The sequence below is a fragment of the Frondihabitans sp. Leaf304 genome, assembly GCF_001423105.1.
Lineage (GTDB): Bacteria > Actinomycetota > Actinomycetes > Actinomycetales > Microbacteriaceae > Frondihabitans.
This window is the reverse complement of the sequence record NZ_LMNV01000002.1, coordinates 1,305,397-1,325,918: the sequence shown is the minus strand read 5'-3', so window position 1 is coordinate 1,325,918 and position 20,522 is coordinate 1,305,397. Positions and strand designations below refer to the sequence as shown.

Below are 20,522 nucleotides of genomic sequence, written 5' to 3'. Positions count from 1 at the left end.
GACCACCGACGCTGCCCGATTTGCGCGGCCCTGCACTGCACGGTCTACTTGAGCCATGCGCGAATCGCCGCCCTCGGAGCCGTCTGCTCCGGTGGCGAACCCGGTCGTGCCGCGGCCCCTCAACCCGGTGGCGTCGAGGGTCGACCTGCACCAGCACCTGATGCCCCCGACGTTCGTCGAAGCGCTCCGGGCGCGTCAGACCCTGCCCCGCCTCGTCGACGACTGGACCCTCCTCACCGAGGGCGAGTCGCCGTACTCGATCAATCCGTCCTCCCACGACGTCGAGAACCGAAGGATCCGCGAGCTCGCCGAAGGAAAAGGCGACGTGCTCGTGTCCTTGCCCGGCAACCTCCGCATCGAAGAGCTGCCGCACGACGACGCTCGCGACCTCATCGCCATCTGGCACCGGTCGGCCATCGCCCTCGGCGATCCGTTTCGCGTGTGGGCGGCGACCCCGCTCCTCGAATTCGACCTCGCCGGGCTCGAAGCCGTTCTCGCCGAGCCGCGGGTCGTGGGCCTGCAGATTCCGGCGACCAGTCTCGGATCCTCGTCTGACCTCGCTCGGCTCGAGCCGGTCCTGCGGGTCGTGGAGGCGGCCGGAAAACCCGTTCTCGTGCACCCGCGGCACGTCGTGGCCGCGCCCGTGCAGGGCGTCCCCGCCGCGTCGACCGCCCCTCGGGCCGAGCAGCTCAAGACGGCGTGGCAGGTCTGGTCGGACGGCGGTCACGAGCAGCACCCCGCACTGCGGATCGGATTTATCGCTCTCGCCGGGCTGGCGCCGCTCGCGCAGGCGGCGGCAGCGACGCGCGGAGGCCGACCACCCAAGGCCGACCCCAACGTCTTCTACGAGACGAGCGCGTACGACGAGCGCGCGATCGACGCGATGGCCCGCATCGTCGGAGTGACGCCGCTCGTGCACGGGTCGGATCGGCCGTTCCGTCAGCCGCGCGATCCCGAGCTCGGACGCCGGTTCAACCACGCCGTCTTTTCGCGCAATCCGCGGGCGTTCTTGACGGGGCAGCCCGGCTGACGGGCGGTACTGCTGGCGGGCGGTTTTGCTGGTGGGAGCCCCTCAGCGGGTCTCGAAGTCGGACGCTCCCGTGGGATCCTGCTCGTCGATCTCGACGCTGTCGACCCGCGCGCTCGATGGTCCGCCGTCGCGGAGCCAGGTCAGCAGCTTCTCGATGTCGTGGGGCTCGCCTTCGACCTCCACCTCGACCCGGCCGTCGGGGAGGTTGCGGACGAACCCTGCGACGCCGATGCGATCGGCTTCTCCTTCGGTCGAGAAGCGGAATCCCACGCCCTGGACAACGCCCGAGACGAGAGCGCGGCGACGAATGACATCGATCATTTCTCGACGGTAACCGACAGCCCGGCCGTTTGCCCGGCGGGCCGTCCGACATCCGGCGAGTCGAATGACAGAGGGTCCGGTTAGGGTGGGTGTGTTGGCGGTTGCCCCGCCAGCGCCCTGTGAGTGCTCATCGAGCACCTAGACAATCCGGGGCTGTGATGAGGCGGCTCCACCTTCACCCGAAGGAGTCGACTCATGTCTGACACCGCATCCATCCGCCTTCCCCGCACCGGCTCGATCGGCATTCGGCCCGCAAAGGCCAAGGCCCGTCGCGCCGAGCGTGCGGCTCGAACCGTTCGCGAACCTCGCTCACCCCGGGCAGCCTTCGTCGCCGGCACCTACGTGGTCGTCGACGCCGAGTACGCGGCACGCCCCGCCGGCACCTTCACCGGCGTGGCAATCGACGCGCGAGCCGACGGCACGTTCGTGTCGGCCGACCAGGCTTTCGCGGGCCGTGTCGCCGGGTCGTACGTCGGCTAGCTGAGGCTCTGCCGGCAGCGCTTTCTGCTCGCTTGCGTCGCCCTCTCCTCGCGAGGTGGCCGAACCTACCGCGGACCCACCGTCGCGGCCGGAGTTCAGGCCATCTCGCGAGACAGCGTGGGTGCGGCAGTTTCGACGTGCGTCAAATTTGATGCGGCGCAAAACGCCCCAGCGGAGGTGCGAGCCCGCGCACGCGGCCCCCACGGGCGGCGACCTCGCGTGAATCGGCCAATCTCACAGCGCCGCGGCGGGCGAGGTTGGCCGATCCTCGTCGCCTCGCCCGCCCCAGGTGTGCCGGCAAGCCGGGCCGCAGCCGAAGCACCCCCGGTTGGCCAAAGAACCCCCGGCTGCCAGGCCCGAACTGGCCATCCGGGGGCGCGTCACCAGCAGATGGGTCCGGGCCAGGCCGGGCCGGCTAGGCCAGGCCCGAACCGGGCTGGGCGGGCCCAACAGGCGGCCCGGACAACCCGAGCGATCAGCCCCGGCGCGACCGGCGTCGGTTGTGAACCACGAGAGCCGCACCACCGAGCAGCAGCAGCGCCCCGATCCCGAGGGGAACAGCCGCGTTGCTTCCGGTCTCAGCGAGTTCGGGCGCAGCAACCCTAGGATCCGCCCCAGCCCCGACCACAACCGGCGCCGCAGTGGTGGTCGGTGTGGGCGACGGCTGGGCGGTCGCGGGCGGCGTCGGTTCGATCGGCGGTGCGAGCGGATCCTCGATGGCTCCGCTCCGGGTCGGCGAAGTGAAGTCGCGTGTGTTGGAGGCGTCGCCGTCGATCACGATGACGTACGGCTGGCCTGGGAGCAGGTCGGCCGTGAACGAACCGGTGTCGTCGGTGGTCGTCGTGGCCGTCGGCTCGTCGTCGCCCTCGCGAGTGATCTCGATCGGCGTGTTCGCGAGCGGTTCGCCGTCATCGGACACGATCGTTCCGGTTGCCTCGACCGTGGGAATGGTGAACGCGAAGTCGAGGCGCGGCGTATCGGCGTCGAGCGTGTCGAACGTGATCGGCTGGGCGGCGGCCGCACCCGGCGGCGTCTCGACCGAGACGGTGTAGCCGCTGGTCGATACGAGACCCGGAACGCTCCAGGATCCGTCGCCCCCGCTCGTCGTCGTCGCGACGATCGTGCCCGCGGCGTCGCGAATGGTCAGCGGTGCGTCGCCGTACGCAGCGCCGTTGACAGTGACTGTGCCGGAGGCCGCGAAAGTCTTCGTTGCAAACCAGGTCTGGTAGACGGGAAACCCGCTGCGCTGCTGGTAGCTGATCGTCAGCGTTTTCAGGGGCACGTTCGGGCTGAACCAGGCCGAGGCACCCTCGGTGTCGGTTGCCGTCGCGTTGCCGATGAGCACGCCGGTCGCGGGGTTCCAGAAAGGAACGTCGTTGAGGTTCGCGGAGTCGCACGACGGCCCCTGAGCGCGGTGGCAGCAGTTGTAGGTGCTCTGGAAACCGAGCCCGCTGAGGGGAACGGCGGCACCGGTCGCGTCGGTCGCCGTGATCGTCGCCTGGTCGGCATCGATGTCACCGAGCACGAACGACCAGCCCGAGGCGGGCGTCGGCGTGGCGAAGGTGTAGGTCGTCACCGCGGGGGAGGTGGCGTTGTCGGCGCTCGGGCGCTGGTTGAGGTACGTCTCGCCTCTGCTGGATCCGTAGACGGTGCCGGGAGGTGTGGACGGCGCCTGCCAGGTGGAAGCACCCGAGACGGTCGTGGCCTGCCGAGACGTCGACGTGAACGTGGTGTCGGGGAATCCGCCCGCAAGCGCCATCGTGCCCGTGTACGCGCGGGTCGAACCTGCGACGGTGAAGGTGCCCCAGGTGTTTTCTTCGGCGGCTGAGGCCGGAGCGGCCCCGACGAGAGCGAGCGTGAGAGCTGTCGCCGTCGCCGTCGCGAAGGCGAGTATCCGCCCCGTTGATCTGCCAGGTGTCGCTGTGATCATCGTATTTGCCTCACCGTTGAACCAGATTTATCGAGGCTAAATCACATCGGCCACTCGTGTTACGTGTTTTTCGCAGGGCAGACAAAGACGCCCGGTGCCAATAGGCTCCGGGCGTCGTCGAAATGGGTCGCTGTTGGGCGAGCCTCAGCGCTTCTTGACGTTCGAGACGGCGTCTTCGGAGTGCGACTTGCTCGAAGCCTTCTCCTTCTTGTCGAGACGCTTCTCTTTGAGGGAGCGAACGGCCGTCTTGGCCGTGCCTTTTTTCGCAGATTTCTCGGCCATGGTGGTGCCTCCTGTCGAAGCCGTGGCGGCTCCGTGGGCACCGAGGCTACGCGGTTTCCGGTCCGACCCCCGGTCGGCGCAGGCCAATTGGCAGGTTGGGGCCGACCGTGTCGCAGTCGCATCGCCGGGGGCTCAGGCGTGATGCCCCGAGCGATGCGGCTTCGACGGCCACCAGAACGCATCCCGCAGGAGGAACACCAGCGCCGGCACGAGCACCGTGCGCACCACGAGGGTGTCGAGCAGCACGCCGATGCAGACGATCACGCCGATCTGGGTGAGCGCGACGACGGGCAGGACGCCCAGCACGGCGAAGACTGCCGCCAGCAGAATGCCCGCGCTCGTGATCACCGCACCGGTCGAGGCGAGAGCCCGAATCATTCCCTCCCTCGTGCCATGCAGGCCGGCCTCTTCTCGCGCTCTGGTCGTGAGGAAGATGTTGTAGTCGACGCCGAGAGCCACCAGGAAGAGGAAGGCGAAGAGGGTCACGTTCGAGTCGAGAGCATCGAAACCGAACACGTGCGTGAACAGGAACATCGAGGCGCCGAGGCTCGCGAAGAACGTAGCCAACACGCTGGCGATGAGGATCACCGGCGCGACGAGCGAGCGGAGCAGGATCAGGAGCACCACGAAGACGATGGCCAGAATGATCGGAATCACGAGGTCTTGATCGTGCTTGGCCGCGTTGTTCGTGTCGAGCGCGGTCGCGTCGCTGCCGCCGACGAGGCTCCTCGCTACCTGCCCACCGGCATCGGCGTAGGCCGTGCGGAGGGCCTCGACGCTGCGGAAGGCGGCGTCGCTCTCGGGTTCGGAGCTCAACGAGACGCTGATGCGAGTGAGACCGTCGTGTGCCTCGCCGAGCGTGGCTGATTCGACCCCGCGAGTGCCTTGGGCGATTGTCTCGGCCCGATCGGCCACGGCAGTCGGCGCGAGCACGGTCGTGCTGCTCGTGAGCCCCGCCGAGAACGACCGGTCGATCACGGTCTGCGCAGTGACGCTGTCGGGCTTCCCCAAAAGCTGCGCGGTCTGCGGCAGTCCCACCGCATAGCCCGAGAGGCCGAGGCTGAGGACGCCGAGGCCCACCACCGCAGACACGGTCACGACGAGCGGGCGGCGCGACACCCGCCGCCCGAGGCCGGCCCAGAAGCCGTGGGCCTCTCGAGTTGTCAGGCCGCTAGCGCCAGCGCCAGCGCTAGCGCGGGCACTGGAGCCCTCGGCCGCGCCCGTCGTGCCTGCGCGGTCGTCGGCGTGCTCACCGGCACGCGGTACGAACGGCCAGAAGAGCCCGCGACCGCAGACCACGAGAGCGGCGGGTAGCGCGATGAGCGCAAAGAGGATCGCGACGACGACGCCGACCGCACAGGCAAAGCCCAAGGCCCGGTTGTTCGAGAGAGACGCGAGCAGCAGCGTGATCAAGCTGAGGGCGACGGTCCCGCCGGATGCCGCGATCGCGGGCCCGGCGCTCGTGTACGCGGTCCGCATCGCGCGGAAGCGGTCGGGCGTGCGCGTGAGCTCTTCGCGGTAGCGGGCCACGAGGAGGAGGGCGTAGTTGGTGCCCGCTCCGAAGACGAGCACCGACAGGATTCCCGAGATCGACGCGTCCACAGTAAGGCCGAGGGGCTCGGCAAGGGCCCGCACGACGACGCCGGCGAGCCCGTCGGCGGCACCCACGACGGCGAGCGGGATGATCCACAGCACGGGGCTTCGGTACGTCACTATGAGGAGAACGGCGACCACGATCACGGTGACGAGTAGGAGGCGGAAGTCGGCTCCCGCGAAGCTGTTCGCGATGTCGTCTTGGAAGCCCACAGGCCCGGTCAGCTGCGTCGTCAGGCCGTTCGGCAGCCCGCGGGCAGCAGTGTCTCGCAGCTCGGTTGCGGCCGCCGAGACGTCTTTTTCGACTGTCGCGCTCGAGAGGGGTACCGCGACGAGAGCGGCCGTCCCGTCGTCGCTGAATTGAGGCCGAACCGCGTCGGGCACGGTCGAGCCACTCGCGAGAGCTGTTGCGCTGTCGGCAATGGCGGCCCGCTCTTGGGCGGTCAGGGTGGCCGCGCCATGCGAGTAGACCAGGATGCCCACGGTGGTGTCGGCCGACGGGAAGCCCTTCAGCAACTCTGCGACCTGGGCCGATTCGGCGGAGTCGGGGAGCCCGGAGGCGGGGAAGGAGTCGCTGGTCGGCTTTGGCAGGAAGGCGAACAGCAGCGCGACGGCGACGGCGGTCAGCGCGAGGACCAGCCACGAGGATCGGCGCGAACGGAAGGCGGAGGAGAGGCGACGGATGATTGTTCCTTAGATAAATGAAGTCTTAGTTACTAAGAGTTATAGTCCAATCGGCTAGATTGTGCAACGACGACGAAGAGAGGCGGTGGCGGTGCAGGGCCCACGCGATCACAGCAGCACAGACCAGGGCAGCACAGACGAGGGCAGCACCGACCAGGGCAGCAGCCCGGCCGAGCGCGCGATGCGCCGCGAGATGGTGTCGCGGCTCCAGGCGCTCACGGCCGACTCCCGCACAGTCGCGACGAACTTCTCCTCCGAGCACGGCCTCTCGTCGAACGACTTCGACGCTCTCCTCTTCGTCATGCAGCAGGAGCAGTCGGGTACGCCCGCCACCCCGGGGCGGATTGCCGACAACCTCGGCCTCACCTCCGGGGCCGCGACCGGCGTCATTGACCGACTCGCCAAGCGGGGGCACGTCGAGCGTCGACGGGACGCGGAGGATCGACGCATCGTCCGGGTCCATTTCGCGCAGGCCGCTCGCGAGGTCGCCACCGAGTTCTTCGCCCCGCTGGGCGTGCTGACCGACGACGTCATGTCGCACTACTCGGCCGACGAACTGGCCCTGGTGAGTCGCTTCCTCGGCGAGATGTCGGCGGCGATGCGCACGCATGCCGGGCGCGACGCCTGACCCGCCCCCAACCCCCTCGCGTACCCTCGAAGCATGAGCTCCACGCGGTACGTCTCGGCCCTCGACCTCTTCTCCGTGGGGATCGGCCCGTCGTCGTCGCACACGGTCGGTCCGATGCGGGCCGCGAGCCGCTTCGTCGCCGAACTCCTCGGATCCTTCGCTTCGAACGGTCAGTCACCCGAGCAGATCGCGCGCGTCGAGGTCGTCCTCTACGGGTCGCTCGCCGCCACGGGCCTCGGCCACGGCACCCTCGACGCGGTCCTCGCGGGCCTGCAGGGGCTTGAGCCGGAGACCTGCGACCCCGAAGACGTGCGGGGGTTGCGAGACAGGATCGAGAGCGCAGGATCCCTCACCCTCGCCGGCCAGATCACCGTTCCTTTCGGTCGCGACGACCTCCGCCTCGCGCCCCTGACCCGCTTGCCCGAGCACCCGAATGCCCTCTCGTTCGAGGCGCGCGATGCGGCCGGTGCGAGCCTCGGGCGCGACGTGTACTTCTCGGTCGGCGGTGGATTCGTGGTCCGCGAAGGAGAAGCGGATCGCGCCCTGCCGACTCGTGAAGCGCCGCTCGGCTTCGCCACGGCGGCCGAGCTGCTGGGGGTCTGTGATCGCGCCGGCCTCGCGATCGCGGATGTCGCCTGGCAGAACGAGGTTGCACTCCACGGGGTCGACGCCCTCGAGGCGGGCCTCGAGGAGCGCTGGTCGGCAATGGAGGAGTGCATCGATGCCGGACTCACGACAACAGGCGTCATGCCCGGCTGGATGCAGGTGCCGCGTCGCGCTCATGACGTCGCCGCGCATCTCACCGCCGAGGAGGCCGGGGGAGCGGCTGTTCCGGACGCGCCGCACCGCTGGCTCCAGGCGTTTGCGCTCGCGGTCAATGAAGAGAACGCCGGGGGAGGCCGAGTCGTGACGGCGCCGACGAACGGCGCGGCCGGCATCATCCCGGCGGTCGGCAAGTACGCGCTGACCTTCCTCGGCATCTCGCGAGAGTCGATCGTGCGCGACTACCTGCTGACCGCGGCCGTCGTCGGATCCTTGTACAAGCGCAACGCGTCGATCTCGGGCGCGGAGGCCGGATGCCAGGGCGAGGTCGGAACAGCCGCGTCGATGGCGGCCGCCGGGTTGTGCGCGGTGCTCGGCGGAACAGTGCGCCAAATCGAGAACGCGGCCGAGATCGCGATGGAGCACCACCTCGGCCTGACCTGCGACCCGGTCGGCGGCTTCGTGCAGGTGCCCTGCATCGAACGCAACGCCATCGCGTCGGGAACCGCCGTGTCGGCCGCCCGCCTGGCGCTGCTCGGCGACGGCTCGCACTTCATCAGCCTCGACACCGTGATCGAGACGATGCGGCAGACCGGGCGCGACATGTCGGCCAACTACAAGGAGACAAGCGCCGCGGGCCTCGCGGTCAACGTCATCGAGTGCTGACCCGGCCCGGCCAACTGGTCGCCGGCGCCCCTGTGCAAATTCGAAGGAAAAACGCGCGCTCAGCCCGAAAGTGAGGCGGATCCGGGGCCCTCAGCCCAGAAATCTCCTTTAAATTTGCAGGGCAAGCACCGCCTGGATCAGCGCGCCAGCAACCGGCCGACCGCAGCAGACGTGAACGCCGGATCCTGCGCCACTGCCACGCCGTCGAGCGTCACCACCGGCGCGATCTGCCGACCCGACGATGCCAGCCACAGCGCCGACGCCGCCCGCAGCTCGTCGACCGTAATCGAGCGGTACTCCGTCGCCGCTCCTCGCCCCTCGGCATCCGCGAAGAACGCCGCCTGCGTCGTCCCCTCCAACACCCCGAGCGACGACGGCGTCGTCACGTAGACGCCATCGATGAGCGCGATGACCGTCGAGTTCGGGCCCTCGAGCACGATGCCGTCGGTCGAGACAAAGATGACGTCGTCGGCTCCGCGCCGGCCCGCCTCGCGAAGGGCGGCCTTGTTCACGGCGTACGAGAGGGTCTTCGCGCCCTGCAGCAGCCACGGCGACGTGGTCGCGACGTCGCTCCGGTAGCCGCGGTCGAGCGTCACCACCGAGATCCCGCCCTCGCGTTCGTGGTCGTAGGGGCCCGACGAGAACAGGTGGACCCACCCGGTCGCCGTGTCGTCCCCGCCCTCGATACCACGCGTGTAGATCAGTTTGACGAGGAGCTCCTCGCCGGCATCATCGGGCCCGGCCAGCTCGATGCTCTGAAACACGGCCGAGCGCCAGACGTCCAGCGGCGGCTCCGGCAGGTCGAGCATCGCCGCCGACTTCGCGAGTCGCTCGAGATGCGGTTCAAGGGCCTGCGGGCGTCCGCCGACCACTCCGATGCTCTCGAACACGCCGTCTCCGCGCGTCACCCCGAAGTCGAGCACCGACACCTGGGGAACATCAGGATCCGCCGCCCGCACTTCGATATCACCCGACGAATCGGTGCGGAGCATCAGCAGAATCGGCTTCACTGTCATACCCCGACGGTACCGTTCTGGCATGGCCACTGCGCGACGACCGACGAAGAAGACCACCGGCGACGAGGTCGAGGCGCCTCGCGTCGACGATCCCGACCTGGATGCCGAATCACTGGTCTCCGGGTCGGCCGAAGACCTGGGGTCGCGCGAATCACACGACGGAGTGCGCTTCGACGGCGGCGACCTCACCGACTACGACCTCGAGGGCTCGAGCTTCAGGGAGTGCGTCTTCGACGGCGTGAGCCTCGGGGGAGCGCGGCTCCGGGGAGGCCGGTTCGTCGAGTCGCGCTTCGTCGACTCGTTCGCGCCCGAGCTCAAGGCCGCTCGCACGACCTGGCGGGCCGTTCGACTCGATCGGCCGCGGTGGGGGTCCGCCGAGCTGTTCGACTCCGAGATCGAGTCGCTGCGCCTCTCGGGCGGCAAGATCGACTACCTGAATCTGCGCTCGTCGACGCTCACCGACGTGGTCATCGAGGGCTGCTCGATCGGTGAACTCGACCTGGGCGGGGCCGTCGCGACCCGGGTGTCGCTTGTCGACTGCCGCCTGGGCTCGCTCGATGTCACGGGCGCCCGGTTGGCGTCCGTCGACCTCCGCGGTGCGACCTTCGACCGGGTCGACGGGCTCGAGGGGGTGTCGGGGGCCGTGATCGACGAGTTCCAGCTCGGCCTGCTCGCACCGCTGCTGGCCGCGCGGATCGGGCTGATCGTCCGCTGAGAGGCACGTTCCTGCGGCGGAGGCGGCGGATCCTTGGTTTTCCGGGCTTTTTGGCCGTGCGCGGGCGGCGAAATGTCGACGGACGTAATGCGTAAGACGGCCGAAACAATCCGGTGCTAACTTGAGAATTAAGCAACGCGCTCCGGGGTCAGTGAGATTCTGAACCGGCGGTATAGTCCGCGACCCGCCTGTGAACCGCGATCATCATGATCGCGGCGCGCAGTCGGCTGAACTGGTGTGATTCCAGTACCGACGGTGAAAGTCCGGATGGGAGGCAGCGCGTGCCCGTGCACACCTGTATTTCCTGGTGCGCGGGTGGCGGCCATCGGTCGACCTTTCCCCGGAGTGCTCTGTCATCACCATCGACATCATTGACCGGAGGCCCCACGTGTTCACGGGAATCATCGAAGAGCTGGGCGAGATCGTCCAGGTCGACGCCGGAGACGACTCCGTCCGCCTGACCGTCCGAGGGCCGCTCGCCGTCGACGGCGTCCACCACGGCGACTCGATCGCCGTCAGCGGCGTGTGCCTCACCGTGGTCGCCTCGACCGACGAGACCTTCACGGCCGACGTGATGCGGCAGACCCTCGTCATGAGCACGATCGGAGACCTGACCGCAGGATCCCGCGTCAACCTCGAGCGGGCAGCACGCGTCGGCGATCGACTCGGCGGCCACATCGTGCAGGGTCACGTCGACGGCACCTCCGAGCTCCTCGAGATCCACCCGGGCGACGCCTGGCGCCGACTGCGCTTCAGCCTGTCGGAAGAGCTCGCCCCGCTTCTTGTCGACAAGGGCTCGGTCACCCTCGAGGGCGTGAGCCTGACCGTGAGTGACATCTCGGAGCCCGGAGCCGCGGATGGGTGGTTCGAGGTGTCGTTGATTCCCGAGACCCTCGCCGCGACGACGCTGGGGCAGAAGTCCATCGGCGATCGGGTCAATGTCGAGACCGACGTGCTGGCGCGTCACGTGCGTCGCATGCTGCGGATCGACGAGATCCAGACGGTGGGGACGGCTCTGTGACCGTGACCACCTCGCTCGACACCATCGACACCGCGCTGGAGCAGCTGCGCCTGGGGCGCCCGGTGATCGTCGCCGACGACGAGTCGCGCGAGAACGAGGGCGACATCATCCTCTCGGCCGAGCTCGCCTCGAAGGAGTGGCTGGCCTGGCTGGTCCGCTACTCATCGGGATTCGTGTGTGCGCCGATGACGGCCGAGATCGCCGACCGGCTCGACCTGCCGCCGATGGTCGCCCACAACGAAGACGTTCGGGGCACGGCCTACACGATCAGCGTCGACGCGGTGTCGGGCGTGACGACCGGCATCTCGGCGCACGACCGAGCCCGGACCCTGCGGGTGTTGGCCGACCCCGAGTCGGTCCGATCCGACCTGCACCGGCCCGGCCACATCCTGCCGCTCCGCGCGGTCGCGGGCGGTGTGCGGGTGCGCAACGGACACACCGAGGCGGCTGTCGACCTCATGATCGCCGCGGGGCTCCAGCCGGTCGGCGTGATCAGCGAGATCGTCGCCGACGACGGCGAGATGATGCGGTTGCCGGCCCTGCGCGAGTTCGGTGCTCGCGAGGGCGTGCCGGTCATCACGATCGCCCAGCTCGTCGACTGGCTCGACGCACCAGCCCAGACCACCACGTCCGACAGCACGTCAGAATTTGAAGGAGAAACCGCATGAGCGGCGAGGGAGCACCCACCACCAGCGACATCGACGGCACGGGAGTCCGTGTCACGGTCGTCTCAGGCACCTGGCACACGGTCATCGCCGAAGGCCTTCTCGCCGGAGCGCTCCGGTCGCTCGAGGCCATGAATGCCACGGTCTCGGTCGTGCGGGTGCCCGGCAGCTTCGAGCTTCCGGTCGTGGCGAAGGCCGCACTCGAGAACGGTGCCGACGCGGTCGTTGCCCTCGGAGTCATCATCCGCGGCGGTACGCCCCATTTCGAATACGTCTCGGACGCCGCGACCTCTGGGCTCACTCGAGTGGCGATCGACACGGGCAAGCCCGTCGGCTTCGGGCTGCTCACCCTCGACGACGAGCAGCAGGGCATCGACCGGGCCGGCTACCCCGACTCGAAAGAAGACAAGGGTGCGGAGGCCGCTTCGGCCGCGGTCGAGACGGTGCTGACGCTGCGTCAGCTTGCGGCGGCGTCGGTCAGCGTCGCCTGACCACTGTTCCAGGGGCACGGACCCGCGTAGCCGGCACAGACCCGCGCAACCGGCACAGACCCGCACCACCGGCCTAAACACCTGCCCTAGCCGGGCTGTTTATGCCGATCGTGCGGGTCTGTGCCGTTTAGGCCGGTGCACGCCCATCATGTGGGTGTAGATCGCACCCTCACGAGACGCCGGTCGCTCCGCTCGCCTACGCGAACACCTCACCGAAGAAGGTCTGCATCGCGGCCCACGACCGGCGATTGGCGGTGGCCTGGAAGGCGGCGCCGTGCTCGGGCGCGTCGGCGTCCGGAACGGCGAACGCGTGAAGGGCGCCGGAGTAGGTGACGACCTGCCAGTCATCGGATCCCGCGCTCTTCATCTCGTCTTCGAACGCGACCACGTCGCTCGGCGGAACAACCGGGTCGTCAGCGCCCGTCAGTACGAGCACCGGCGCGCTGACCGAGCCGGGCTCGGCAGGCGCGCCCGTCTTCAGGCCGCCGTGGAACGAGACCACACCCGCGACGTCCGCTCCGGCGCGCACCGCCTCGAGCGAGGCCGAGCCGCCGAAGCAGTAGCCCATGACGGCGATTCGCTCCGGGTCGACGCCCGGGGTCGCGCGGAGCACGTCGAGGTTTGCGAGGACGCGCTCGCGAAAGAGGTCGGTGTCGCCATAGAACTTGCCGGCGAGGGCAGCCGCTTCGTCGCCGTTGGCCGGACGATCGTCGGCACCGTAGATGTCGCCCGCGAGAGCGACGTAGCCGAGGCGGGCGAGCATCTCGGCGCGCACCTTCACGTGGTCGACGAGGCCGAACCAGTCGTGGATCACGAGTACGCCGGGGCGGAGGTCGTGGCCCTCGGGGCGGGCGACGTAGCCCTCGATGTCGGTGCCACCGGCGGTGTTCATCACGCTTTCGGTGACGACGCCGGAGGTGTCGGGGACGCTGTCGAGCACGTCGCGGAGGGCAGGGGTCAGGGAGTCTCGGTCGAGGGTCACGAGGGGAGGCTACTCCTTGGCGGACCGGTGCTGTCAGTCGGTGACGGGCAGGGGATTACCGGCGATGAGCCGGGTCACGGCCTGGTGGATGACAGCTGCGCGACGGTCGTCGTTGCGAAGGTGGAGGTTCGTCGTACCTGGCGTCACGAACCACGAGAGAACGAGTCCGAACACGAGGGTGAGCACCTCGTCGGGCCGCCAGTCCGGGCTGATGAGGCCCTCGTTCTGAGCGTCGAGCACGCTCTTTCGGCGTGCGTCTAGCTCTTCGTGGTCGATGACTCCGGGAGCGGCAAACGTCACGCCCTCGATCTGACCCCAGAGCAGAAGGCGCGCGTCGTCACGATGACCCGCGAAGTGCAGGTAGAGGCGCGAAGCCCACCCGGGCAGATCGCGAGCGTCCATCGGCACGGCTGCGACCCATCGGTCGAGCGAGTCGGCCAGAGCCGCGTCGAACAGGTCGCGCTTCGTCTTGAAGTGCGCGTACAGCCGCTCTTTGCTGGCCTCGGCCTGTCGGGCGATGGTGTCGATTCGCGCCCCGGCGAGCCCTCGCTCTGCGAATTCCGCGTGAGCGGCGAGAAGGAGTCGTTCGCGGGGTGGTGTGTCGCGGCGTGCCATTTTTCGAGTGTATTACCCGGGAGGCATCTGATTGACAGGTTTCCGAGAAGAATGGTTCGGTCGAGCGGCGGGGGCAGGATCCTGCGGTTCGTCTGCCAGGGGCAGCGTGCGGGGCGCACCTCCGGGTTCAGCGTGCCGGGCGCGCCATCGGGCTCAGCTTGCCGGCCGCGCCATCGGGCTCAGCTTGCTGGGCGCGCCATCGGCGCATGCACGATGTCGTCCTCGAGAAAGTCGGCGCCGTCGCGCACGAACCCGAAGCGGCCGTACCAGCCCTCCAGGCGTGCCTGCGCATCGAGCCGCATCGCTCGCCCGCCGCTGGCATCGACCGCCTGCTGCATCAGCACGCCCGCGTGCCCCTGCCCGCGCGCGGCGACCGCGGTGGCGACGCGTCCGATACGCCGGACGGAGTCGCCGTCGTCGAGAAGGCGCAGCGTCGCCGTTACCTCGCCGTCGACCTCGGCCCAGAATTGGACGGTGCCTTCTTCGAGGTCGCGCCCGTCGAGTTCCGGGTAGGCGCACTCCTGCTCGACCACGAAGACGTCGACCCGCAGCCGAAGGATCCGATACAGCACGACCGGATCGAGCTCAGCGGTGGGCGCGCGGTGATACGTGACGGTCATCCTCCGAGCGTACCGATCGCCCCTGCGCCCCGCTTTCGCCGCTGGGATTCGAGACTCCAGTAGGTGCGTGTCGCCGGGCACCGAACCCGCATCTACTGGACTCTCGCTGACGGCCGACGATCAGGCGTGCTCGGGGCGCACGGTCAGTGTTTGGACGCGCGGGGTTCCCTCGGGAGTGAGGCGGATCTCGACGCGAAGGGCGCCCCGGTCGCCGACGATCCGCCAGCGGAGGTGCGATGGGGCCTGGGATGATTCACCCGCGTCGGCGTCGACCGTGAGGCGGTCGGGCAGCGAGGCCGGTTCGAGCTCTCCGACCGCGGCGATCGCCTCGGCCCAGACGCGCCGCCGATGGGTGAAGGGGATGTCGAGCTCGACGTTGGGTGAGACGAGGGCCGGATCGAATAGGGAGCCCCCGCGCACAGCGGCATCGACGGCAGCCTGCGCGACACGGGTTTCGGGCCACACCTCGGCCGCGGGCACGGCGCCCACCTCGCTGAGGAGGGCGTGCAGAGTCGCCGCCGCGGGCACCGACACCTGCGCGTAGGTGGCGTTCTCGAAGGCCACGATACCTATGCCGGATCCGGCGTGCCAGCGCATGTGCGCCGAAAAGCCCGGATACCCGCCCGAGTGCGACACGACCGGCCCGAGCCCGGGCACCTCCTCGACGAACAGCCCGAACCCGTAGCCGGCGGGGCTGCCGGTGGAGGCCGACACCGACGGTACGAATCGCTGGAACTGCTGCATCTCGCGTCGCGACGATCTCGAAAGGATGCCGTCGTGGTCTGCCGAGCTGACAGATCGTGCGGCGTCGTCGGCACCGGCATCGCGAGCCGCACCGTCGAAGGCCGACGCCAGCCAGCGCGCCCACCGCGCAAGATCGGTCACTGTGCTGAAGAGGCCGCCGATCGATGAGAAGCCGCCCGGCCCGGAGAACGGCAGCGGTTGCCACTCGTCGTCGAGCCGCCGGTGGCCGATCGCGAGCCGGGAGTCGTCGTCCGGTCGAACGAAACCGGTCGATGTGAGGCCGAGGGGTCGGAGGATCGTGTCGGTGACGACATCGCGGTAGGGGCGCCCGGCGACGACGCTGATGATGCGTCCGAGAAGCGCATAGCCGAGATTGGAGTACGCGAAGGTCGTGCCGGGAACGCTGTCGAACCGGAGGCCCGTGCCGAGGAGCGCGTCGAGTTCGTCGTCGGTGATCGACTCCTGCCGGTCGCCCCAGGGGTCGTCGGTCGGGAAGCCCGCCGACATCGTCAGCAGCATCCGGATCGTCGGCACGGGGGAGTCGGCGGTCGGCAGACGAACCGCCTCGAACGCCGGGATGTAGCGCGTGATCGGGTTGTCGAGGCCCAGCTGCCCGGCGTCGCGAAGGGCGAGGACGACGGTCGCCGTAAAGCTCTTCGTGCACGAGGCGATTCGGTAGATCGTGTCGGCGGTGGGCGAGGATCCCGCCACGGCCCCGGTCGACCCGGTGTGCACAAGGCCGCCCGGCGTGAAGACCCCGTACGACGCGCTCGGGGCCCGCGTCTCGGTGGACCGCTGCTCGAACAGCCGGTCGACGCCGCGGAGTGCTTCGTCGAATGGGGTCACTTCAGCCCTGCCTTGGTTCGCATGTCGGCGTAGGCCGCGAGGGCCTGAGCTCGGCTGGCCTTGAGGTCGACCATCGGCTCGGGGTAGTCGTCGGTGCCGTATTCGGGCACCCACTGGCGGATGTACTCGCCATGCTTGTCGAACTTGTCGGCCTGCAGCACGGGGTTAAACACGCGGAAGTACGGCGCAGCATCGGCACCGGAGCCGGCGACCCACTGCCAGTTGCCGGGGTTGCTGGCCTCGTCGGCGTCGACCAGGCAATCCCAGAACCACTGCTCGCCGACCCGCCAGTCGATCAGGAGGTTCTTGATCAAGAAGCTCGCGGTCACCATGCGCACGCGGTTGTGCATGACTCCCGACGACCACAGCTCGCGCATACCGGCGTCGACCAGGGGGATGCCCGTTTTGCCCTGCTGCCACGCCTCGACCTCGCCGGGCTCGGGTGTCGCCCACTCGAACGCATCGAACTCGGGCCGGTAATTCGAGGTCGCGAGGTCGGGGTTCGCAAAGAGCACGGTGTAGTTGAACTCACGCCAGACGACCTCGCGGAGGAACCCGGCGGCCTGCGCACGCTGGGGGGCCGAGAGGTCGCCCCGCACCCGATGCCACACCTGGAACGGGCTGATCTCACCGAATCGCAGATACGGCGAAAGATGGCTGGTGGTGTCGTCGGCGGGGAAGTCGCGATCGTTGTACTGCGCGAGATCGTCGCCGATGAAGCGCTCGAGAGTGGCATGCGCCTCGTGCTCTCCGGGCACCCAGCGGTCACGCAGCCCGGACGCCCAGTCGGGCTTCGTGGGGAGAAGACCCCAGGATCCGAGGTCGTCACTCTTCGGCTCCGGCTTCAGGCCGTCGAGCTGCTTCGGCGCCGGGTAGGGGTGCCGCGGCTCCGGTTGCTCCAGGCACGCGCGATAGAAGGGAGTGAAGACCTTGAACGGTGTGCCGGAACCCGTCTGGATCGTCCATGGTTCGAACATCAGGCTGCCCTGAAAGCTGTGGGCTTCGATGTCTTGCTCGTGAAGACCGCTCTTGATCGCGGTGTCGATCTCGCGAGCGGCTTTGCCGTACCGGCGGTTCCAGTAGACCGCGCCCGCTCCGATCTCGTCGACCAGATCGGGGATGACGGTGACGGCATCACCCGTGCGCAACGTCAGTGCCGCGCCGCGTTTCTCCAGGTCGTCGCCGAGGGCGGTGAGGCTCTGGTGCAGCCACCATCTCGAAGCGGCGCCGAGGGGACGAAGCCCGCGCGAGTCGTCTTCGAGCACGTAGACGACGACGATCGGCTCGCCGCGCTCGACTGCCTTGTGCAGTGCGGGGTTGTCGCCGATTCGTAGGTCGTCGCGCAACCAGACCAGGGTGGGGGAGCCCATTCAGAGGCCCACCGTCGTCGTCGCGGCCGTGCCGGGATCGGAGGGCTCGTCGAGCACATCTGCCGCGTCGCCGGGGAGGCAGACCCGATCTTCGTCGGGAGTCTCGGCGATCTTCGGCCCCTGGCGGAGCTTCGTGCAGAGCGCCTGGAGCTGCATCAGTTCGTCGTGGTCGAGGGTGCCCCCGACGCGTCGCGAAATAGCGTCGGCATGCCGCACTGCCGTCGAACGGAACACGTCGGCGCCGATAGTCGTCAGGGCCACGATGATGCCGCGACCGTCGCCTGGATCGCTCTGCTTCTCGACGATGCCCTTGGCCGCTAGACGGTCGACCAGTCGACTGATGCTCGGCTGAGTAAGAAGCAGGTGCTGCGTGAGGTCTTTGATTCGCGCCCTGCGATCGGTTTGGTTCGACAGGTTGAAGAGCACGTCGTACTCATTGAACGAGATCTCGCCGGTCGGAAAGCAGGCGGTCAGTTCGCGCATGATCGTGACCTGGGCTCGGAACAGGGCCTCCCAGGCGCCGACAGCGAGGGCTTTGTCTCCCTTTGAGGCTGCAATGCCTTTGGCAGGCACAATGCCCTTCGTGGGCGCAGTGCCCTTTGCGGGCGTGCTGCCGTCCGCGGGCACCGTGTCTGTCGGGGACGCCGTTGTCATGTACTGCTCCTTGCTGGCGAGAGCCACCAGTCTAGGGAGGAGTCGCTGACAGCGACCGGATCTTTCCACAGGCCACAGGCGACCACGGTTAACGGACTGAGGGTCGGTCTCAGAGGCTTGAGACCGACCCTCTCCCTTGCACCAAGAGTGTCCTGCAATCACATTCCACTGGAGCCGCCACAGCAAACGACTTCAGTGACATCAATCTATAACGGCTTGGTAACGGGGTCTAGTTACCGAATCGTTATTTTTCTGGGAATGGGCTTACAGGAGTGTTGCCGGGAGATGAACCGGGGTACGCACGGTGGGTCGATCGGGGGACGCCCGGATCCTGCGCTCTGCCCCCTCTGCAAATTCGAAGGAGATCCCGGCGCAGACCGGCCCCGATCGGCATGACTTCGGCGGCGGCCGCGGGTTTTTCCTTCGAATTTGCGGCCGAGCCGACGCAAGAGGGGTCAGAACACGTCGGGCGACGGAGTCGACGCCTGACGAATCGAGACGTCGGCGTGACGGTCGAAGCGGTAGCCGACTCCGCGGACGGTGCGCACGATGTCTTCGAACGCCCCGAGCTTGGAGCGCAGGCGGCGCACGTGCACATCGATGGTGCGCTCGTTCGGCACCTCGTCGTCGGCGGCCGACCACAGGCTCGAGATGAGCTCGGCGCGGTCGATGGTGCGGCCCTCCCGCAGCACGAGGTACTGCAGCAGCTCGAACTCCTTGTAGGTCAGGGGAGCGGCGTCACCGTCGAGAAGAAGGCGCTTGCGTGAGATGTCGACGACCACGCCGCCTCGGGCACCGGGCTCCTCGTCGATCTCGGTTCCACGGTGCTTCGCGAGTGCTGCGGGGTCGTGCAGGGCGAGACGGACGACGTCGACATCGCGCCCGCCGGCACCCTCGGGGGCCAGGGCGACGGCCGCGTGAGTTTCGGCGCTGGGCGCGAGCTGCTGGGTGAGGGCCTTCAGCTGCGAGACGATCTCGCCGAGGCTGGTACCGGCCTCGAGGGCCTTGAGCTCGTCGATGCCGACGTAGAGCACGAAGCCGCGGGCCTCGGTCCCGTCCGGGACGGCCCGAAGGCGAGGAGCCGAAGCCGGAGCCGAAGCCGAAGCCGGAGCCGAAGCCGAAGCCGAAGCCGAAGCCGAAGCCGAACCCGAGGCCGAGGCCGGGGCCGCGGGTGCCGCTTCCGGAACAGCGCTGAGGTGGCGGGTGGGGGTGGTGTCGAGTGCGAGAGACATGGTGGGGGCGTCCTTGGACTGGAGAAGGATCCGTTCGTCCGCTGATGCAGCCCCGTGAAGTGCAGGGACGTGCGGAGAAGGAACGTGATGCCTTCGTGTGTGTGCCGCGAGGCGTCCACGTCGAGCGGAATGAGGCTCAAGATCGTGGAGCGGGAGGGGATGCGCCGCCGGGTGGGCGGGTGTGCATCCGGAGTCAACCTCGCGAGCGGATGTGCTCGCATTGAGGGTGCGGGTCGTGAGGCAGCTGTATCAGGCCTACGAACCCACGGAGACTCGGCGGGTCGACTGTCTTGTGAGACTTACAGGCGATTAAGCGTGCATTCGACAACACATAACTGCGGTCGGCATCATCATGCCGAGGTGCGCCAGGTGACCTCGGGAGGTCTGCGACTTCGAGAAGGCGCCTGCCTCTCGGGTGATCGGGGCGTACGCGTGTGCAGTCATAGGGCGATTGTTTCGCAGTGCGACGGCGCGTGTCAACCGCGCCGCGCTACGAAGGGGCCATGGATCCGGGCGAACCGCCGCTCAGGCGAGGCCGTAGAGCCGATCGCCCGCGTCGCCGAGCCCCGGCACGATGTATCCGTTCTCGTTCAGCTTTTCGTCGACCGCGCCGAGCACGATCGTCACTTCGCGGCCGTGCATGGCCTTCTCGACGGCGGCCAGGCCTTCCGGCGACGCCAGGATGCACACGGCGGTCACGTCGACGGCCCCGCGGTCGAGCAGGAAGTCGATGGCCGCGATGAGGGATCCGCCGGTGGCGAGCATCGGGTCGAGCACGAAGCACTGGCGGTTCGACAGATCGTCGGGCAGACGCTCGGCGTAGGTGGCCGGCTGCAGGGTCTCCTCGTCACGCACCATGCCGAGGAACCCGACCTCCGCCGAGGGGATCAGCTTCATCATGCCCTCGAGCATGCCGAGCCCGGCGCGCAGGATCGGCACGATGAGCGGACGCGGCTTCGAAATGGCCAGCCCCTTGGCGGGGCCGACCGGGGTCGTGATGTCGATCGTCTCGGTGCGGACGTTCCGCGTGGCCTCGTAGGCCAGCAGGGTGACGAGCTCTTCGGTGAGGGCTCGGAACGTCGGCGACTTGGTCTCCCGGTCGCGCAGCACGGTCAGTTTGTGGGTGATGAGGGGGTGGTCTGCCACGTGCACTCGCATAGGCTCGAGGCTAGCGG

20 protein-coding genes, 1 pseudogene and 1 riboswitch are annotated in these 20,522 nt (G+C 68.5%); of the genes and pseudogenes, 8 read left to right on the top strand and 13 right to left on the bottom strand.

The annotated features are described in order from the left end of the window. Positions 1 to 55 precede the first annotated feature (55 nt). On the top strand, positions 56 to 1,030 hold the full coding sequence (locus ASF54_RS05890; RefSeq protein WP_235480948.1) for an amidohydrolase: 975 nt from the start codon (positions 56 to 58) through the stop codon (positions 1,028 to 1,030). Positions 1,031 to 1,072: 42 nt separating this feature from the next. Here the strand turns inward: ASF54_RS05890 and yccX are convergent, their stop codons facing one another. Next, positions 1,073 to 1,351, bottom strand: a complete 279-nt coding sequence (gene yccX, locus ASF54_RS05885) for an acylphosphatase (protein WP_055959744.1) — start codon at positions 1,349 to 1,351, stop codon at positions 1,073 to 1,075. 195 nt (positions 1,352 to 1,546) lie between these two features. Between yccX and ASF54_RS05880 the strand changes: the two genes are divergently transcribed. Next, a complete protein-coding gene (locus ASF54_RS05880; RefSeq protein ID WP_055959742.1) occupies positions 1,547 to 1,831 on the top strand; it encodes a hypothetical protein in 285 nt (94 codons plus the stop codon). 475 nt (positions 1,832 to 2,306) lie between these two features. Here ASF54_RS05880 and ASF54_RS05875 read toward each other — a convergent pair whose 3' ends face one another. The 3 genes from ASF54_RS05875 to ASF54_RS05870 all read right to left on the bottom strand — a co-directional run bounded on the left by ASF54_RS05875 (position 2,307) and on the right by ASF54_RS05870 (position 6,263). Next, a complete protein-coding gene (locus ASF54_RS05875; RefSeq protein ID WP_055959740.1) occupies positions 2,307 to 3,761 on the bottom strand; it encodes a carboxypeptidase regulatory-like domain-containing protein in 1,455 nt (484 codons plus the stop codon). 144 nt (positions 3,762 to 3,905) lie between these two features. Further along, complete coding sequence (locus tag ASF54_RS16750; protein WP_158613185.1) at positions 3,906 to 4,043, bottom strand: hypothetical protein; 138 nt, start codon at positions 4,041 to 4,043, stop codon at positions 3,906 to 3,908. A gap of 132 nt (positions 4,044 to 4,175) precedes the next feature. Then, positions 4,176 to 6,263 carry an MMPL family transporter gene (locus tag ASF54_RS05870; RefSeq protein ID WP_268760993.1) on the bottom strand — a complete coding sequence of 696 codons (2,088 nt, stop codon included), beginning with the start codon at positions 6,261 to 6,263 and terminating at the stop codon, positions 4,176 to 4,178. Between the two features lie 148 nt (positions 6,264 to 6,411). Here ASF54_RS05870 and ASF54_RS05865 point away from each other — a divergent pair, with 148 nt between their 5' ends. After that, complete coding sequence (locus ASF54_RS05865; protein WP_157510037.1) at positions 6,412 to 6,948, top strand: MarR family winged helix-turn-helix transcriptional regulator; 537 nt, start codon at positions 6,412 to 6,414, stop codon at positions 6,946 to 6,948. Positions 6,949 to 6,981: 33 nt separating this feature from the next. Beyond that, positions 6,982 to 8,376 carry an L-serine ammonia-lyase gene (locus tag ASF54_RS05860; RefSeq protein WP_055959725.1) on the top strand — a complete coding sequence of 465 codons (1,395 nt, stop codon included), beginning with the start codon at positions 6,982 to 6,984 and terminating at the stop codon, positions 8,374 to 8,376. Between the two features lie 137 nt (positions 8,377 to 8,513). Here the strand turns inward: ASF54_RS05860 and ASF54_RS05855 are convergent, their stop codons facing one another. After that, on the bottom strand, positions 8,514 to 9,392 hold the full coding sequence (locus ASF54_RS05855) for an aminodeoxychorismate lyase (protein WP_055959724.1): 879 nt from the start codon (positions 9,390 to 9,392) through the stop codon (positions 8,514 to 8,516). 22 nt (positions 9,393 to 9,414) lie between these two features. On the opposite strand from ASF54_RS05855, the gene ASF54_RS05850 reads away from it, so the two are divergent. From ASF54_RS05850 to ribH, 4 genes and pseudogenes are all read left to right on the top strand, one after another. Further along, the gene (locus ASF54_RS05850) at positions 9,415 to 10,107 is read left to right on the top strand and encodes a pentapeptide repeat-containing protein (protein ID WP_055959722.1); all 693 of its coding nucleotides are present in this window, start codon (positions 9,415 to 9,417) and stop codon (positions 10,105 to 10,107) included. 133 nt (positions 10,108 to 10,240) lie between these two features. Next, a riboswitch (FMN riboswitch) is annotated at positions 10,241 to 10,392 on the top strand. A gap of 103 nt (positions 10,393 to 10,495) precedes the next feature. After that, positions 10,496 to 11,128 carry a riboflavin synthase gene (locus tag ASF54_RS05845; RefSeq protein ID WP_055959720.1) on the top strand — a complete coding sequence of 211 codons (633 nt, stop codon included), beginning with the start codon at positions 10,496 to 10,498 and terminating at the stop codon, positions 11,126 to 11,128. A gap of 2 nt (positions 11,129 to 11,130) precedes the next feature. Further along, positions 11,131 to 11,736, top strand: a pseudogene (ribB, locus tag ASF54_RS05840) (3,4-dihydroxy-2-butanone-4-phosphate synthase); the annotation flags it as partial. A gap of 56 nt (positions 11,737 to 11,792) precedes the next feature. Then, on the top strand, positions 11,793 to 12,284 hold the full coding sequence (gene ribH / locus ASF54_RS05835) for a 6,7-dimethyl-8-ribityllumazine synthase (protein ID WP_055959718.1): 492 nt from the start codon (positions 11,793 to 11,795) through the stop codon (positions 12,282 to 12,284). A gap of 196 nt (positions 12,285 to 12,480) precedes the next feature. On the opposite strand, the gene ASF54_RS05830 is transcribed toward ribH, so the two are convergent. From ASF54_RS05830 to upp, 8 genes are all read right to left on the bottom strand, one after another. Beyond that, entirely contained in the window at positions 12,481 to 13,266 is a 786-nt protein-coding gene (locus tag ASF54_RS05830; RefSeq protein WP_055959717.1) for a dienelactone hydrolase family protein, read from the bottom strand. A gap of 33 nt (positions 13,267 to 13,299) precedes the next feature. Continuing rightward, positions 13,300 to 13,881: a TetR family transcriptional regulator gene (locus ASF54_RS05825; protein WP_055959715.1), complete on the bottom strand. Its 582-nt coding sequence runs from the start codon at positions 13,879 to 13,881 to the stop codon at positions 13,300 to 13,302. Between the two features lie 179 nt (positions 13,882 to 14,060). After that, positions 14,061 to 14,501 (bottom strand): GNAT family N-acetyltransferase, encoded by a 441-nt coding sequence (locus ASF54_RS05820; protein ID WP_055959712.1) that lies wholly within the window; start codon positions 14,499 to 14,501, stop codon positions 14,061 to 14,063. Positions 14,502 to 14,621: 120 nt separating this feature from the next. Further along, the gene (locus ASF54_RS05815) at positions 14,622 to 16,091 is read right to left on the bottom strand and encodes a serine hydrolase domain-containing protein (RefSeq protein WP_055959710.1); all 1,470 of its coding nucleotides are present in this window, start codon (positions 16,089 to 16,091) and stop codon (positions 14,622 to 14,624) included. Further along, the gene (locus ASF54_RS05810; RefSeq protein ID WP_055959708.1) at positions 16,088 to 17,461 is read right to left on the bottom strand and encodes a cryptochrome/photolyase family protein; all 1,374 of its coding nucleotides are present in this window, start codon (positions 17,459 to 17,461) and stop codon (positions 16,088 to 16,090) included. The genes ASF54_RS05815 and ASF54_RS05810 overlap by 4 nt, the downstream gene beginning before the upstream one ends. Beyond that, complete coding sequence (locus tag ASF54_RS05805; RefSeq protein WP_084816148.1) at positions 17,462 to 18,115, bottom strand: MarR family winged helix-turn-helix transcriptional regulator; 654 nt, start codon at positions 18,113 to 18,115, stop codon at positions 17,462 to 17,464. 455 nt (positions 18,116 to 18,570) lie between these two features. Next, a complete protein-coding gene (locus ASF54_RS05800; protein WP_055959706.1) occupies positions 18,571 to 19,347 on the bottom strand; it encodes a winged helix-turn-helix domain-containing protein in 777 nt (258 codons plus the stop codon). A gap of 525 nt (positions 19,348 to 19,872) precedes the next feature. After that, a complete protein-coding gene (gene upp, locus ASF54_RS05795; RefSeq protein WP_055959705.1) occupies positions 19,873 to 20,505 on the bottom strand; it encodes a uracil phosphoribosyltransferase in 633 nt (210 codons plus the stop codon). Positions 20,506 to 20,522: the final 17 nt, after the last annotated feature.

Coding starts and splice junctions, on each gene's coding strand:
- ASF54_RS05860 (WP_055959725.1), top strand. CDS start 6,982: ATGAGCTCCACGCGGTACGTCTCGGCCCTCGACCTCTTCTCCGTGGGG.
- ASF54_RS05880 (WP_055959742.1), top strand. CDS start 1,547: ATGTCTGACACCGCATCCATCCGCCTTCCCCGCACCGGCTCGATCGGC.
- ASF54_RS05800 (WP_055959706.1), bottom strand. CDS start 19,347: ATGTCTCTCGCACTCGACACCACCCCCACCCGCCACCTCAGCGCTGTT.
- ASF54_RS05805 (WP_084816148.1), bottom strand. CDS start 18,115: ATGACAACGGCGTCCCCGACAGACACGGTGCCCGCGGACGGCAGCACG.
- ASF54_RS16750 (WP_158613185.1), bottom strand. CDS start 4,043: ATGGCCGAGAAATCTGCGAAAAAAGGCACGGCCAAGACGGCCGTTCGC.
- ASF54_RS05810 (WP_055959708.1), bottom strand. CDS start 17,461: ATGGGCTCCCCCACCCTGGTCTGGTTGCGCGACGACCTACGAATCGGC.
- ASF54_RS05890 (WP_235480948.1), top strand. CDS start 56: ATGCGCGAATCGCCGCCCTCGGAGCCGTCTGCTCCGGTGGCGAACCCG.
- ASF54_RS05855 (WP_055959724.1), bottom strand. CDS start 9,392: ATGACAGTGAAGCCGATTCTGCTGATGCTCCGCACCGATTCGTCGGGT.
- ASF54_RS05825 (WP_055959715.1), bottom strand. CDS start 13,881: ATGGCACGCCGCGACACACCACCCCGCGAACGACTCCTTCTCGCCGCT.
- upp (WP_055959705.1), bottom strand. CDS start 20,505: ATGCGAGTGCACGTGGCAGACCACCCCCTCATCACCCACAAACTGACC.
- ASF54_RS05850 (WP_055959722.1), top strand. CDS start 9,415: ATGGCCACTGCGCGACGACCGACGAAGAAGACCACCGGCGACGAGGTC.
- yccX (WP_055959744.1), bottom strand. CDS start 1,351: ATGATCGATGTCATTCGTCGCCGCGCTCTCGTCTCGGGCGTTGTCCAG.
- ribH (WP_055959718.1), top strand. CDS start 11,793: ATGAGCGGCGAGGGAGCACCCACCACCAGCGACATCGACGGCACGGGA.
- ASF54_RS05875 (WP_055959740.1), bottom strand. CDS start 3,761: ATGATCACAGCGACACCTGGCAGATCAACGGGGCGGATACTCGCCTTC.
- ASF54_RS05820 (WP_055959712.1), bottom strand. CDS start 14,501: ATGACCGTCACGTATCACCGCGCGCCCACCGCTGAGCTCGATCCGGTC.